The sequence below is a fragment of the Streptomyces sp. NPDC107546 genome (genome assembly GCF_055639175.1).
In genome coordinates this window covers 12,168-25,335 of the sequence record NZ_JBVKBA010000033.1, presented here as the reverse complement: position 1 = coordinate 25,335, position 13,168 = coordinate 12,168, and the positions used below count along the sequence as shown (strand labels likewise).

Sequence of the window (13,168 nt, the reverse complement as noted above, 5' to 3'; positions counted from 1 at the left end):
CATTCTGCCGCGCCGGTGTGGCGTGTTCACGCGATTCTGGTGCTCTCGGGCTGAGCCCTCAGCTTGGGAAGCTGTGGTCATCTGAAGACGGCTCGGGCGCTGACCTGGGCGAATGTCCGGATCGCGGCCTCTTCGGGCTGGCCCGCATTCACCGTGATTCCCCGCTGTTCCCCGCTCGATGTGGTGCGCTTGTGGTGCGCCTGGGCACCGCTGGATCAGGCCGAGTCATCTGGCGGCCCGGAGCGATCCCGCCAACCGCGGTTCCTCACAGTTTGCCGCCGACCAGGACCGTGCGATGGTTCCCCAGCGCGTGTGCGAATCGGCTCAGGAAGCCGGGGCTGAACTCCGGCCAGTCCCAGAACTCGAAGCCGAGGTAGCCGAAGGCGTGGTAGTCGGCGTCCCAAGTCCACGTGGTCAAGTCACCAGTGCGACGACAGTGCTGGCAGGTGACGGCAGCTTGGCCCGTCTCGTGCCATGTCTCGATGGCCTTCGCGAAAGGCTCCCAAGCGCCGTCGATCGGGTCCCACTCATCGGTGTAGAAGGCCACGTGGGCGGCGCAGTGAGGGCAAGCGGCATACATGGCATCGCCCTGGCCGCCATGAAAGACGGTTCGGCCTGTCTCGATCCTGAGTCCGTCGCTGGGTTCCCAGTCCTCCCGACCGACGGCCTTGGCCCAGAGCGGGCCCGGTGGGTGTCCCAGCGGGGCGCCGAGAACGCAATCGGTGCGCTCGGCAAGGACTATGCCTTCCTTGACGAGCCAGGCAAGGCCCCGCGCTGCGAGTGCTGGCGCGTCCACCGGTGTGGCGTCCAAGTCGACGACCGTCTGAAAGTGGTTTCCCATGAGGAGAGACAGTAGAAGATGCCACTGACAGTCATCGAGGTCCATCCGAGCGGCTTTGAACTCCTCCAGGGAAGGCACCGAGCGGACGTAGCGGCACGCGTGTGGCACGGCGCCCGGAACGGTGAAGGACCGGCCGGGCAGGGAAACCTTCCTGAGCCGGCGCTTCTGTCTGTGCTCCCGGCAGACTTGAACCTGCGACATCCGCTTTGGGAGTTCGATTTGAGCCCGCTCCGGCTACGGTCGTCGGCTGGTGCGACAGTCGGACGGAGACGCTGGTGTACGTCACCGTCCGGCGTCGTTGATGTCAAGCGTAGATGTCAGCAGCCCTCATCCTGACGGTCTCACAGGTCGATCGGTGTACCTGGACAGATGGACAGATGGACAGATGCGAAGGGCTGGTCCACCCTTCACTTCTATGACCGCCCCTCATCGTGAGGCTGCCACGCGATCGCGGCTGCCTGAAGCCATTTGTGTCGTAGCCGAGGAGATAGCCGGTTTGCTCCGGTCGTGTACAGATGCCACGGTGCCCATTCCTGGTGCTGAGTGGACGGTTGGAGAGTCTGCGGCGCATCTGGTCCTGGCCAACAAGTTGATGGCTGCCCTTGCCGCAGGGCGTGAGCAGGTATATGGCGACGGCACACCAGGGGGACTTGCGGCGGCCAACGCCGCCTCGCTGGTTTCCTTCCCCGAACGCGACACCTCCGTCCTGGCGGGTGGCATCGTCCGGCATGCGCGGGCATTCGCCGAGGCGGCCGGCCTGCGGTCGGCGGCCACACCGACGGTGACACCGCTGGGGCCCATGGACTTGGGAATCCTTAGCTCCTACCTGCTGACCCACATGCTTGGGCACGGCTATGACATCGCAGCGGCACTTGGCCAACCACACATGATCGACCGTGACAGGGTCGATTTGGCGATGCCGTTTCTGATCACTGCGATGCCCCGTGTCGTCGATGTACGAGCGGCTGATGGGCACAGTGCCTGTTACGAGCTAAGGGTGCGCGGCCTCTCTCGGCTCACAGTGACGTTCACCAACGGCACGGTGGCCGTGCACGCCGAGCCCCCGCGCCGTCCCGACTGCACGATCATGATCGAACCGATCACGTTCTTCCTGCTCGCACTGGGTAGGCGCAGTGCCACCGGTGCCATCGCCCGCGGCAAGGTCCTCGCCTGGGGGCGCAAGCCCTGGCTCGCGCTAGGTTTCCCCGCATTGTTCACCGCACCATGACGGACGCTTGCCTGGTCCCGCCCAGGAAGCACATTGAGCTTCCTCGAGATGCGAAGAGCGATGCGGGCGTCGCGCGTTTACACGCTGGACCCGATGGCGCGATGATCGAGCGCGACGGCCTGTAGTTGAGCTCGGCCAAGTCCGGCTTGCGGCGCTTCCCAAGCTCTCAGCTTGGGAATCTGCCGGCTCAACCTTCCCAGGTTCGAATCCTGGCGCCGCCACACTGGGGAGTATCGGCCCCTGACCAGCAAGTTTGGTCAGGGGCCGATCTCTTTGTTGGCTGCTCCCTCTCTCCACCGTTCCCCACTGGTCCCCGCTCGTTCTGGCACGCGTGTGGCACGGCGGCGTGACCTTGATCACGAGGTCGGCCGAGCCTCAATGGGCGAGTCAACGGCTGTCGAGTGCGGTCAGTAGCCGAAGAAGTGACGGGCCGGGTCTCTGACCTGCAACCGCGTAATCGATCAACGGTGCGACCTGCGACTTACTGAGGTTTTCGGGTTGTCGTCGGGTAGTGACGGTTCATGATCTCTGCGGTATGCCGGTGGGATGCGTTATCCGGAGGGTGGGGGCCTGACCGCTGAGCGTCGGGCATTTCGGGAGAGGATCCGGCTCCAGGCCGGCGAGCGGTTTGCGGCGGGTGAGAAGACCGCAGTGATCGCGAAGGACCTGCGGGTGAGTGTGCGGTCGGTGGAACGCTGGCGCCGTGCCTGGCGCGAGGGCGGCATGGAGGCTCTGCGCTCCGCAGGCCCGGCCAACTCCCCGACCGTTACCGATTCCCAGTTCGCCGTGCTCGAGGAGGAACTCGGCAAGGGTCCGCCAGCGCACGGCTTCGACGATGAGCGTTGGACTCTGGCCCGGGTCCAGACGGTGATCCGCCGTCGTCTGCGGCTGAGCCTGCCGGTGGCGACGGTGTGGCGGCTGCTGAAGCGGCACGGCTGCTCCTGGAAGACACCTGCCCGCCGTGCACTCGAACGCGACGAGCACGCGGTGGAGTTGTGGAAGAAGGAGGTGTGGCCGCGGGTAAAAGCCTCGCGGCGGCCCACGGGGCCTGGATCGTCTTCGAGGACGAAGCCGGATTCTCGATGACGCCACCCCGCGCCCGTACCTGGTGGGTCGAGGAGATACGCGTAATAACCGCCACTTCACAGCAGAGCGTGACGCTCAAATGCAGTGAGTATGCGTACGCTCCGTGATCTGACCCTGGCCCCGCTACCGGGATCGTCGCTGTTTATGGTGGCCGCTGTCAGGCGGTCAGGCGGTCGGGCGTGGGGCGGTTGGTGTGGCGTCGCTGGAGCGGACGGCGAATACGAGGTTCAAGAGGCTAATTGTCCTTCATCTCGCCCACCGACAGCACCCTCGCCTGCTCGGCCAGCGCGGCCACCTTCGCCGACGGTGTCTTCCCCACCCAGAAGACGGCACCCCCCAGCCCGTCCACCCTCTCCATCCGCTCCGCGTGCGCTCTGAACCGCGACCACGTCGCCCGCCGGGCGGGCTGCTTGATCCACGCGAACAGGCTCTGGTACTCGCCCTCGACGACCTCCAGCATGCCCGCGACCCGCTCCCGAGCCGCATCACTCATGCGCGCGACGATCGCCTCGCACTGCGAGGCTTCCACCTCGGAACGGATACGAGAAGCCATCCCACGGTTCGGCTGCGCGAGCGGCTCACCACGATCGCCGAAACCGTGGACGCCGGCTATCCGGACAACAAGGACCTCACCATCGACCTGGTCACCGGCGTCCCCTCCCTTGCCGTACGCAGAGCAGGCGAGCGCACCGCCTCCGCGGAGAAGCTGGAAGAAGCTCTCTCCGAGCGCCTTCCAGCCCGCAGTGTGCTGGAACATCTGGCGCGGGCGGCGCACTGGACGGACTGGTGGAAACGGCCCGGCCCCCGCTCGGGCAGCGAGCCGAAGCTGAAGGAGCCCCTGCCGCGCTACGTGACCACCGCGTTCGTCTACGGCTCCGGGCTCGGCCCCGCCCAGGCCGTGCGCCACATGCGGGGCAGCGTGACGGCGCACGAGCTCGGCGCAATCGCAAAGCGCCACTTCACCATCCCGGTTCTCAACCGGTGCGGGGCCGATATTGTCAACGCCCACATCGGCCTGGACCTGACGGCGGCGTGGGGTGACGGGTCGGTGGCGGCGGTGGACGGCACCATGATGGACACCGTCATCGACAATCTCCTCGCCGAGACCTCGATCCGCTACGGCGGCTACGGCGGGATCGCCCACCATCTCGTCTCCGACACCTACGTCGCGCTCTTCTCCCGGTTCATCCCCTGCGGGGTCTGGGAGGCCGTCTACCTCATCGACTCGCTCCTTGCCAACGTCGCGGAGGTCAAGCCAGACACCGTACACGCCGACACCCAGGGCCAGTCCTTCCCTGTCTTCGGACTCGCCCACCTGCTCGGCATCGACCTGCTGCCGCGGATACGCAACTTCCAGGACCTCACCTTCCACCGTCCCGACCCGCAGGCGCGCTACCAGCACATCGACGCACTGTTCTCCGCTGATCCGCGCACCTGCATCGACTGGCAGCTCATCGAGAACGGATGGAGAGACCTCATGCAGGTCGGCCTGTCGGTGCGGGAAGGCACCGTGTCCTCCATCACCCTCCTACGGCGCTTGAACAACCACTCACACAGGAATCAGATCTACAAGGTCTTCCGCGAGGTCGGCCGCGCCGTCCGGACGATCGTCCTGCTCCGCTACCTCTCGGATCCACAACTTCGGGAGCAGATCACCAGAGCGACCAACAAGGCCGAGGCATACAACGGGTACACGAAGTGGCTGCACTTCGGCGGCGACGGCTACCTACGCTCCCGCGATCCCGAACTCCAAGAGAAAGCCGTAAAGTTCCTCGACCTGATGGCCAACAGCATCATCTTCTCCACCACCGTCGACATGACCGTTGCACTGCGGCAGATGACCACCCAAGGCTGGGAGCCGAACCCCGACGACATCGCCGCGCTCAGCCCGCGCCGCAGGGACAACGTGCTCCGCTTCGGCGACTACGACACCGCCACCCTCCACATCCCACCCGGCCCATATGACAGCACCCTGCGCCTACGCGCGAATGTCGTGTGACCGAAGCGTGGACCTGCGAGCGTCAGACGGGCTCAACGAAAGTCGGGTTGCCATGCTTGCATCGCAGGTCGAACGATGGCGCCTTGTGACGAAAGCAGGAAAGAAGCCTATGTCACCTCCCTGATGGACGCGCTGGTCTGAGCCAAGGCGGTCCGGGGCGCGGCCCCGACCTCATCGTCGCAACCGGCCTGACGTCATCGAACAAGGGATGGTGAAGTCCCGGCACAAGAAGCCGGAGAACGTCCGCCGCTACTTCAGCCCTCCCCGGAGGCGATCTCCGAGCTGACCAGCCTGCTCGCCCCCGGCGACGCCCGCCGTTGACCGCCTGCGCTGGGTAGGGCAGGGCTGGCCCGCGCGGGGGCGTTCAGCGCGGAATCACCCAGCCCGGTGCCCAGGTCCCGGCGTCGTCGTGGCTGGCCGTCGTGGCGGCGAGGTGGGTGCGGAGGGTGGTCAGCGCTGGGTGGGGGTCCTCGCGGCGCCAGAGGAGCGAGTGCGGGTAGACGGGCGTCGGGTCGGTCACCGGGATGCGGCGCAGGCCGTGGTCGGCGGGCCAGATGAGGCGGGTGTGCTCGCCCATGAAGGTAGCCAGGGCCGGGGTGTCGGAGATGGTGTCGAGGAGCGCGTCGGAGCCGAAGTTGGGGCCGGTCACCTCGATGGTGAGGCCGAACTCGGCGACGAGGTCGTCGTAGTAGGCGCCCCACTCGGTACCGGGGGCGATGCCGGGCATCCAGATCCGGTGCCCGGTGAGCTGGGCGACGGTCACGGACCGGGCGCCTGCCAGTGCGTGGGCGGGGCCGGTAAGGAGTTGGAGCGGTTCGTCGAGCACCCGGACGGAGGCGATGTCCTCGGGAAGGGGTCGGCCGGGCGCGGCGACGGCGCGGAAGGACGCGTCGATCGTGCCGGAGCGGATGGCGGTGACGGCGGTTTCGATGTCGAACAGCATCATTACGTCGAGGTCGATGTCGGGGTGTGCGCGGTGGAATCCGCGCATCAGGTTCGACTGCGCGCTGCGTGAGGCGATCACGTCGACGCGCAGCGGGCGGCGGCCGGGGCGCACGGACGCGCCTGCACGCTCGGCGACGCGCAGCAGCTCGCGTGCGTGGGGCAGGAACGCCTGACCATCGATGGTGAGCTCAGCGCCGCGTGGGGCACGGGTGAACAATCGCACGCCGAGGGTGCGCTCCAGCGCGGCGATGCGTTTGGAGACGGCCTGCTGGGTGATCGACAGGTCGGCGGCGGCTTTCTGGAACTGGCCGGCTTCCGCGACGGCGACGAAGGTACGTACTGCTTCGAGGTCCACGCCGACCCACCTTAGAGGGCATCTGATCTAGGTAGCTGATGTTCTGGGCTGTTTTTGTGACTGTCGGGGGTGGCAGTCGTTTCAGGTGTGTGAGTGCTCGTCGTCCGTACCGCAGTGATGTGTCCGATGCCCGCTGGGCTTTGATCGAGCCGGTCTTCGCCGCCTGGCGGGCGAGACGGACCGGCCCTGGAACGGCGGCTCGGGTTCACGATCTGCGGGAGATCGTCAACGCGATCCTCTACGTCAACCGCACCGGTATCCCGTGGGAGTACCTGCCGCACGACTTCCCGCCGTACAAGACCCTGTACGACTACTACGCCAAGTGGGAAGCCGACGGCACCACCCAGCAGGTCCACGACCTGTTACGAGACAAAACCCGCCGAGCCCACGGCCGCAGCGCACAGCCAACCGCGGCCGTGGTCGACGCGCAGAGCGTGAAGACCTCGACAAACGTGGCCGAAACCAGCCAGGGCATCGACGCCGGCAAGAAGATCAAAGGACGCAAGCGGCACCTGATCACCGACACACTCGGCCTCGTCCTTGCCGTCCTTGTCACCGCCGCGTCCGTGCACGACACGACCGGCGGAAAGCTCCTGCTCGACGACCTGGCCGTGGCGCATCCCGGCGTGTCCAAGGTCTGGGCCGACGGTGGCTACCAGAGCAGCATCTTCAACCATGGCGCCGCCCTGGGCATCGACGTGGAGGTCGTGCAGCGACCGCAGACGAAGGGGTTCGAACCACTGCCGAAGCGGTGGGTGATCGAGCGGACCTTCGGCTGGTTGATGCAACATCGCCGCCTGGCGCGGGACTACGAAGCCCTGCCGCAGCGATCCCGCACGATGATCCACTGGGCGATGGCTAACAAAATGTCCCGCGAGCTGACCGGAGAATCCGCACCAACCTGGCGAATCGAAACGGACATCCCGCTCACAACGGAGTGAACGTTGATCAGATGCCCTCTAAACGGCTGCCGACGCCGAAACCGGCCAAGCTCACCCCTGCGAGCGCCGGGTCCCCGTGAGTCTCCGTCCGTTCCGGCACGACAGTGGCACGACTCGGGGACTGTTCTCCGGTTCACTCGATGAGATATTGACTTTGCCGCTGGCGGCAGGGTTGAACGATGCCCGACATGAACAAAGCCGCACCGCAAAGCAACAAGGTTGTCGCTGTCACCGGAGCCGGCACCGGAATCGGCCGGGCAACGGCTCGTGCCTTTGCTGCCGAGGACGCCCATGTGGTCGCGATCGGACGACGCAGCGAACCACTCAAGGAGACCGCGGCCGGGCACAACCGGATCACGCCGCTGCCCATCGACATCACCGCCGAGGGCGCGCCGGAGCGGATCGTCCAGGCCGTGGTGGAGAGATATGGCCAGTTGGACGTGTTGGTCAATAACGCCGGCATCGTGCGCAGTGGCGCCCTCGGCACGCTGACGCCGGAACTCATCACGGCTCAGCTCGCTACCAACCTCGTCGCTCCCATCCTGCTGGCGCAGGCGGCGCTGCCGCTGCTGGAGACGTCGGACGGAGTGATCATCAATGTCAGTACGTCGGTGGGGCAGCGGGCCTGGCCCGGCAGCTCGGTCTACGCGGCGACCAAGACCGCGCTGGAACTGCTGACCCGCAGTTGGGCGGTCGAGCTGGCACCCCGCGGCATCCGGGTCGTCGCTGTCGCTCCGGGCGCGATTGACACCCCCATCGGGGAACACCAGGGCCTGACGCCGGGGCGGATGGCCGCAGTGCGGCAGTGGCAGTTAGCACACACCCCGCTGGGCCGGATCGGCCGCCCCGAGGAGGTGGCCTGGGCGATCACCCAGCTCGCCGCACCGGCTGCATCGTTTGTCACCGGAGTCGTCCTCCCGGTCGACGGCGGAGCGGTCGTGGCGTGATAGGACTGGCCCGGGAGGATTAACGGGTGCGGATCGGTGAGCTGGCCAGAGCAACGGGGACGACCGCTCGTGCGCTGCGGCACTACGAGCAGGCCGGGCTGATCTACTCCGAACGGGCTTCCAATGGCTACCGCATCTACGATGAGCGGGCCGTGGTGCGGGTCCGCAACATCCGCTACTTGCTGGCCGCCGGGCTCACTCTGGATGACGTGCGCGTATTCCTACCGTGCCTGGACGGCGATGTGGCCGCCGTCCCGCCCTCGGACAAGGGGCTTCGAGTCGCGTTGGAACGACTGGCGATCCTCAACGAACGGATCGCCGCCCAGACCGAAGCCCGCGACCGGTTGGAAGCCGCACTCCGGGAGAAGACCGGCGACCGGATCCGTCCGGTGGCCTGATCGACTTTCTCACCTCGAGGGCGAAGAACTGAGGGTTGGGTCAGGCCGTACACAGTCTTGAAAACCGTCGTGGCGCGAGTCACCGTGGGTTCAAATCCCACACCCACCCGCCAGGCGGAACGGCCCTGACCAGGTAATACGGTCGGGGGCCGTTCCGCTGTGTGGTGCCAGCTCGTCACCGTGGCTCCCCGTGGTTTCCCGCACGATCGGGCACGGTTGGGGCACGGCCAACTTCTGATCCGTAGCTCTACAGAGATCGGTCAACGACGGTCATAGAGGTCGCCGCGAGGTCCCTCAGAGGCACTGCCGGTCATGGTCGAATGCTGCGGTTGCTGTACTTCGCTGCCGTACTGCAGCCATCGCCGAACTCCTGCCTGATCTTTTATGCACCCGTGTTTGCCACGAGTCAGACGTAATCGGCGAAGGCTCGCCGCATCGAGCCTGATAGACGGTCTGGGGCCACCCACCTCGCGATCTGACACTGGCGGGTGATAGCTATGTGCCACATGGACACCGAGCACGCTCGCCCCGAAGACCTGGCCATGCTCCGGGCGGCCTTTGACACCGGGGAGCCCCTGGGCTGGGAGGCAGTCCGCGCCTTCGAGACGGAACAGGGAATCACGTTGCCCGAGCCCTACCGGACGTGCGTCGCGGAGATAGCCGACGGCTGCAGCTTCGGCCCGCCCGACTACGGCCTGGTGCCGCTGGCCGAGCTACCCGATGACTGGGGCGACGACCGCCCGGTCCGTGAGCTGGCCAAGCCGTTCCCGCTCACGGAGATGTGGCTGTGGGAGGAGGACGATATACCGGACGACGAACTGGGTCCGACGCTGGATCCCGTCTTCGACCACGGGTCGATCGTGCTGGGCACTGACGGCTGCGGCATGTACTGGCACTTGATCGTCGCAGGGCCCCACCGTGGACACGTCTGGAACATCTCCGGCGAGGGTGCCGGACCGTTTGGGTCCGAGTTCGGTTTCACCTCAGGCGAGTCCGGCTTCGCCGGCTGGGTGCGTCACTGGGTCGAGGGCAAGCCCTGGTCCGATGCAACGTGACCTTAAATGGCGGCGTGCCTCGGGTGACCTTCTGCCGCGATAACTGCATTTCGGCAGCCAGATCGAGAGATCTGCATCACCGATAGCAGAGGTCGCATTGACCACCGCTTTAGGAGTTCGATCGGGCTGCTCTGGCAGAGCCTTGGGCGGACCTGCTGGACGCCGCGTGAGACTGTTGCTGGCTGCCTTCGTCCACTGCCGTTGATGTCAAGAGTAGATGTCATCCACGGAACGGTTGCGGAGCGGCAGAGCTCCCACACGCTGCCGGGCCCGCTGTTGGTGAGTGGTCGCCGTTGTCGGCCTGTCGGGGACAGCGGTCTCCCAGTGGGCCGATCGTGCTGATCTGGCGCAAGTGTGCACCGTCCACAATCACCTGACGGACCATTGAGGTCTCGCATGTCCTGCCGGGAGGATGGGTAGATCATGCCGGTCATCCGGGGGGGGGAGAATCTGTGGCGAGCGCTGTGGCGGTCGAGCTGCTGCTGGGTGGCACAGTCGTATTGGGCGCATCCGTGCAGTGGCTTACGGGAATGGGGTTCGCACTCATCGCGGTGCCCGCGCTCGTTTTGGTGCTCGGGCCCGCTCAGGGGGTGGTGCTCGCGAATTGCGCGGCCGGCGTCATCAGCGTGGTGGGACTCACCGCGGGCTGGAGGCGGGTGCGACTCGGCGCAATGGTTCCCCTGGTCGTCGCTTCCGCGTGTACCGTGCCCGCGGGTTCCTGGGTGGCCGCCCGACTACCGGAACCCGTACTGCTGGCAGGCGTCGGCGTTCTCGTGACCGCGGCCGTGGTTTTCGTGATGGGAGGCGTGCGCATAGGCGGTCTGAGCGGAACGAGGGGAGCAGTGACTGCGGGCGCCGTGGGTGGCTTCATGAATTCCGCGGCCGGTGTGGGCGGGCCACCGTATTCCCTGTACGCGGTGAATGCGGGCTGGCCGGTACGGGAATTTGTGCCGAACGCGCAGTTTTATGGAATTGCGGTGAACGTGTTCTCGGTCGCCGTCAATGGGGTGCCGAACCTGAGCGGGACGGTGTGGACCGTGGCCGCGGTCGCGATGGCGGCGGGCGCCCTCATCGGCAGGGCGCTCGCGCCGAGGACGCCGGAGCAGTGGGTTCGGCGGCTCATCCTCGTCCTGGCACGACCGGCGGCCTTTCCGTGCTGGCCAAGGGCCTGCAGGCAATGTGATGACCGCCTCGGTCCGCTCGAACCCGGGATGGCGATAGGTCCGGTGCGCTATGCCATGTGCCGTGGGCAGGATTCGAACCTGCAACGCCCGCTTTAGTACTCCAGTTGCAGTTCGCTATCGCCGCTGGTCAGAGGCTGCTTTCTGAGCATACTCAGCTGACGTGCCGTCATGTGGTCGGAGTTCGTGACCGGCGGTTCGGCGTTTGTAGTGACAGCGCATGGCTATCGCCTGGTGACGCCGTCGCCACTGGGACCAGGTCAGTATCCGATCAATGTGGCGGCGGTGGTGGCTTGTCCTGGGGCGGCAAGTCGCCATGAGCCTGCGGATCTCTGCCAGGCTGAGCGGGACGAGGAAAGATCCGTTTCTGCGGTCCCCTTTGCATCTTCGGCCTGCGCTGCCATGGCGGCGGGGAAGGCATGGGCGAGCATCGCGAGAGTGATGTGCCGGTACCAGCCCGGGTAGCGGCGGACTTCGTACTGGTCCAGGCCGCACTCGTTCTTCGCGCTCTGGAAGCAGGACTCGATCGCCCAGCGGGAACCGGCAACCCGCACCAGCTCCGCGACACTGGTGTCGGCGGGTGCATAGGCCAGGTAGTAGGCGATCTCGTCCGGGTGGGCAATGCTGCGGCGGGCGAGTACCCACCGGTGGTGCGAAGGCTCGCCACCGCCGAAGAAGGCAATAGCTGGGATCTGGGCGGCTGCCCAGTCGTAGATGCGCGAACCCTTGGCTCCGTCGCCGCAGGAAAGCCGCTCCCAGGCTTCGTCGGGGGCGTCACCGATGAGTTGGTCGATGCGCCAGCAGCCGGCGAGGGACTTGACCTGCTGCGACTTCGGGACCGCGACGAGGCATGACTGCCAGCCTTCCGTGAAGGGCTGTCAGTTAGCCACCAAAACTGGAACCTGAGAGGTGGGGCAGGTCAACCTGTCACCCGAACCTGCAGCAGACCCAGCCGCAAGCCGCAAGCCGCAAGCTGCAAGCCGTATCGTGGCACAGCAACAGCGCGGCCATCCCGTAGCGGCAGGTATGCCGCCCTGCCGGGCGGCCGCGCTCGCGTGTCACCGCCCACCGCCGTGCCGACTTTCACGTGATCCTTACACGCCTCCGTGGGCAGTGCCGTTGACGTGGGCACTCGGTGTGGGTCGCTTGCCGAGGAAGGGACGCTTCATTGTGATCGTCATAGCGGTCTCGGTGCTGCCCACGCTGGGTTTGATGCTGTGGGTCATGGACCGTGTCGAGAACTGGCTGTCCGGGCCGTCCCCCATCCCGAGCCACGCCCGCAGGCGGCGTCATCTGCGGCTGATTCCCGGTGGGGCGCAGCAATCGGGCTCCCCGTCGATGGCCGTTTCGACCGAGCGGCGGCCGGAGGCTGCCTGAACCCGGTCGGGGCGAGCCACCTGGACGGGCAGATCCCGCACGCCGGAGGGGCCTCGCCGCTCGTGTCCGAGCCGACGCGCGGCGTCTGGCTGAGGGCGCTCAGGCGTCGCGGTCTCGCAGGCCGGTCTCGAGAAGGGCTGCCGCTTTTTCGTTCAGGCGGTCGGCTGTGCCCTCGACATCTGTCCGAGGGCTGCCGGTGGGGCCGTAGACGGAAACGGTGAACAAGGCGTTGCCGTCACACATCTCCAGCGTGCGGCCGAGGCGACCGTCCTTCTCGACTGACAGCCGGTACGTCCATGCGTCGAGGGTTTCAGGGGACGCGCTGGCGCGCTCGAGGTCCTGATGGACACGGTGCACGGAGCAGGCCGGCCCGGCCTTCTCGTAGATGTTCGCGGCGGCGTCCAGCTTCCGTGGGCGAAAGGCTCGCTCATGCCGGCACGGTAGCGCGATCGTGGCAACCGCCCGACAACGCTGACGCGAGCGTGACCGTCACAGACCACGACCGTTGAGCTCACGTGTCCGCCACACGGCGGCTGACGGCGGAAGACCCCGGGCTGTGATGGCCCCCGGGTCCTCCGTTCCGCCCCAACGGCCTTCCGACAAGTCGCCCTACCGGTCGCCGTCCGGGCCGCCGTAGTAGCGGGCCAGGCAGTGCGATTGATCCCGAACCGAGCGCCTGCGTGACCGAGTCCGCGCTGCCGGCGGAGTACCAGCGCATCCTCGCCGCGGTGCGGCAGGCCGCCGGGTCCGGCCATGACCCGGCAGATCGGCGAGGTGCTGGGCTTGGACACGGGGTTGCGGGGTGCAAGCTGGAG

At 66.7% G+C, this 13,168-nt stretch carries 11 protein-coding genes, 1 tRNA gene and 4 pseudogenes; 11 read left to right on the top strand and 5 right to left on the bottom strand.

What is annotated here, in order from left to right:
• Positions 1-265 precede the first annotated feature (265 nt).
• The gene (locus ACZ7L1_RS32305; protein ID WP_471442239.1) at positions 266-919 is read right to left on the bottom strand and encodes a hypothetical protein; all 654 of its coding nucleotides are present in this window, start codon (positions 917-919) and stop codon (positions 266-268) included.
• A 337-nt stretch (positions 920-1,256) separates the two neighbouring features.
• Here ACZ7L1_RS32305 and ACZ7L1_RS32300 point away from each other — a divergent pair, with 337 nt between their 5' ends.
• Together ACZ7L1_RS32300 and ACZ7L1_RS32295 are read left to right on the top strand one after the other, a co-directional pair.
• Complete coding sequence (locus tag ACZ7L1_RS32300) at positions 1,257-2,069, top strand: maleylpyruvate isomerase family mycothiol-dependent enzyme (protein WP_471442237.1); 813 nt, start codon at positions 1,257-1,259, stop codon at positions 2,067-2,069.
• Between the two features lie 546 nt (positions 2,070-2,615).
• Positions 2,616-3,178, top strand: a pseudogene (locus tag ACZ7L1_RS32295) (winged helix-turn-helix domain-containing protein); the annotation flags it as partial.
• Positions 3,179-3,390: 212 nt separating this feature from the next.
• Here the strand turns inward: ACZ7L1_RS32295 and ACZ7L1_RS32290 are convergent.
• Positions 3,391-3,648, bottom strand: a complete 258-nt coding sequence (locus ACZ7L1_RS32290; RefSeq protein WP_471442235.1) for a hypothetical protein — start codon at positions 3,646-3,648, stop codon at positions 3,391-3,393.
• A 105-nt stretch (positions 3,649-3,753) separates the two neighbouring features.
• Between ACZ7L1_RS32290 and ACZ7L1_RS32285 the strand changes: the two genes are divergently transcribed.
• Both ACZ7L1_RS32285 and ACZ7L1_RS32280 read left to right on the top strand, forming a co-directional pair.
• A complete protein-coding gene (locus tag ACZ7L1_RS32285; protein WP_471442233.1) occupies positions 3,754-5,154 on the top strand; it encodes a transposase in 1,401 nt (466 codons plus the stop codon).
• 208 nt (positions 5,155-5,362) lie between these two features.
• Positions 5,363-5,475 (top strand): annotated as a pseudogene (locus ACZ7L1_RS32280) (site-specific integrase); the annotation flags it as partial.
• A gap of 43 nt (positions 5,476-5,518) precedes the next feature.
• Here ACZ7L1_RS32280 and ACZ7L1_RS32275 read toward each other — a convergent pair.
• Positions 5,519-6,454: a LysR family transcriptional regulator gene (locus tag ACZ7L1_RS32275; RefSeq protein WP_471442231.1), complete on the bottom strand. Its 936-nt coding sequence runs from the start codon at positions 6,452-6,454 to the stop codon at positions 5,519-5,521.
• Between the two features lie 89 nt (positions 6,455-6,543).
• Here ACZ7L1_RS32275 and ACZ7L1_RS32270 point away from each other — a divergent pair, with 89 nt between their 5' ends.
• From ACZ7L1_RS32270 to ACZ7L1_RS32245, 6 genes and pseudogenes are all read left to right on the top strand, one after another.
• Complete coding sequence (locus ACZ7L1_RS32270; RefSeq protein ID WP_471442229.1) at positions 6,544-7,395, top strand: IS5 family transposase; 852 nt, start codon at positions 6,544-6,546, stop codon at positions 7,393-7,395.
• Between the two features lie 179 nt (positions 7,396-7,574).
• Positions 7,575-8,342 (top strand): SDR family NAD(P)-dependent oxidoreductase, encoded by a 768-nt coding sequence (locus ACZ7L1_RS32265; RefSeq protein ID WP_471442227.1) that lies wholly within the window; start codon positions 7,575-7,577, stop codon positions 8,340-8,342.
• A gap of 26 nt (positions 8,343-8,368) precedes the next feature.
• Complete coding sequence (locus tag ACZ7L1_RS32260) at positions 8,369-8,740, top strand: MerR family transcriptional regulator (protein ID WP_471442225.1); 372 nt, start codon at positions 8,369-8,371, stop codon at positions 8,738-8,740.
• Between the two features lie 32 nt (positions 8,741-8,772).
• A tRNA-OTHER gene (locus ACZ7L1_RS32255) sits at positions 8,773-8,853 on the top strand.
• Between the two features lie 393 nt (positions 8,854-9,246).
• The gene (locus ACZ7L1_RS32250; RefSeq protein ID WP_471442223.1) at positions 9,247-9,795 is read left to right on the top strand and encodes an SMI1/KNR4 family protein; all 549 of its coding nucleotides are present in this window, start codon (positions 9,247-9,249) and stop codon (positions 9,793-9,795) included.
• Positions 9,796-10,259: 464 nt separating this feature from the next.
• Positions 10,260-10,978, top strand: a pseudogene (locus ACZ7L1_RS32245) (sulfite exporter TauE/SafE family protein).
• 258 nt (positions 10,979-11,236) lie between these two features.
• Here ACZ7L1_RS32245 and ACZ7L1_RS32240 read toward each other — a convergent pair.
• A pseudogene (locus ACZ7L1_RS32240) lies at positions 11,237-11,824 on the bottom strand (IS701 family transposase); the annotation flags it as partial.
• Between the two features lie 322 nt (positions 11,825-12,146).
• Here ACZ7L1_RS32240 and ACZ7L1_RS32235 point away from each other — a divergent pair.
• On the top strand, positions 12,147-12,353 hold the full coding sequence (locus ACZ7L1_RS32235; RefSeq protein WP_471442221.1) for a hypothetical protein: 207 nt from the start codon (positions 12,147-12,149) through the stop codon (positions 12,351-12,353).
• 99 nt (positions 12,354-12,452) lie between these two features.
• Here the strand turns inward: ACZ7L1_RS32235 and ACZ7L1_RS32230 are convergent, their stop codons facing one another.
• Positions 12,453-12,710, bottom strand: a complete 258-nt coding sequence (locus ACZ7L1_RS32230) for a hypothetical protein (protein ID WP_471442219.1) — start codon at positions 12,708-12,710, stop codon at positions 12,453-12,455.
• Between the last annotated feature and the right edge of the window lie 458 nt (positions 12,711-13,168).

Excerpts from the sequence above, each read along its gene's own strand:
- ACZ7L1_RS32300 (WP_471442237.1), top strand. The coding sequence starts at position 1,257 with ATGACCGCCCCTCATCGTGAGGCTGCCACGCGATCGCGGCTGCCTGAA.
- ACZ7L1_RS32290 (WP_471442235.1), bottom strand. The coding sequence starts at position 3,648 with ATGAGTGATGCGGCTCGGGAGCGGGTCGCGGGCATGCTGGAGGTCGTC.
- ACZ7L1_RS32265 (WP_471442227.1), top strand. The coding sequence starts at position 7,575 with ATGCCCGACATGAACAAAGCCGCACCGCAAAGCAACAAGGTTGTCGCT.
- ACZ7L1_RS32250 (WP_471442223.1), top strand. The coding sequence starts at position 9,247 with ATGGACACCGAGCACGCTCGCCCCGAAGACCTGGCCATGCTCCGGGCG.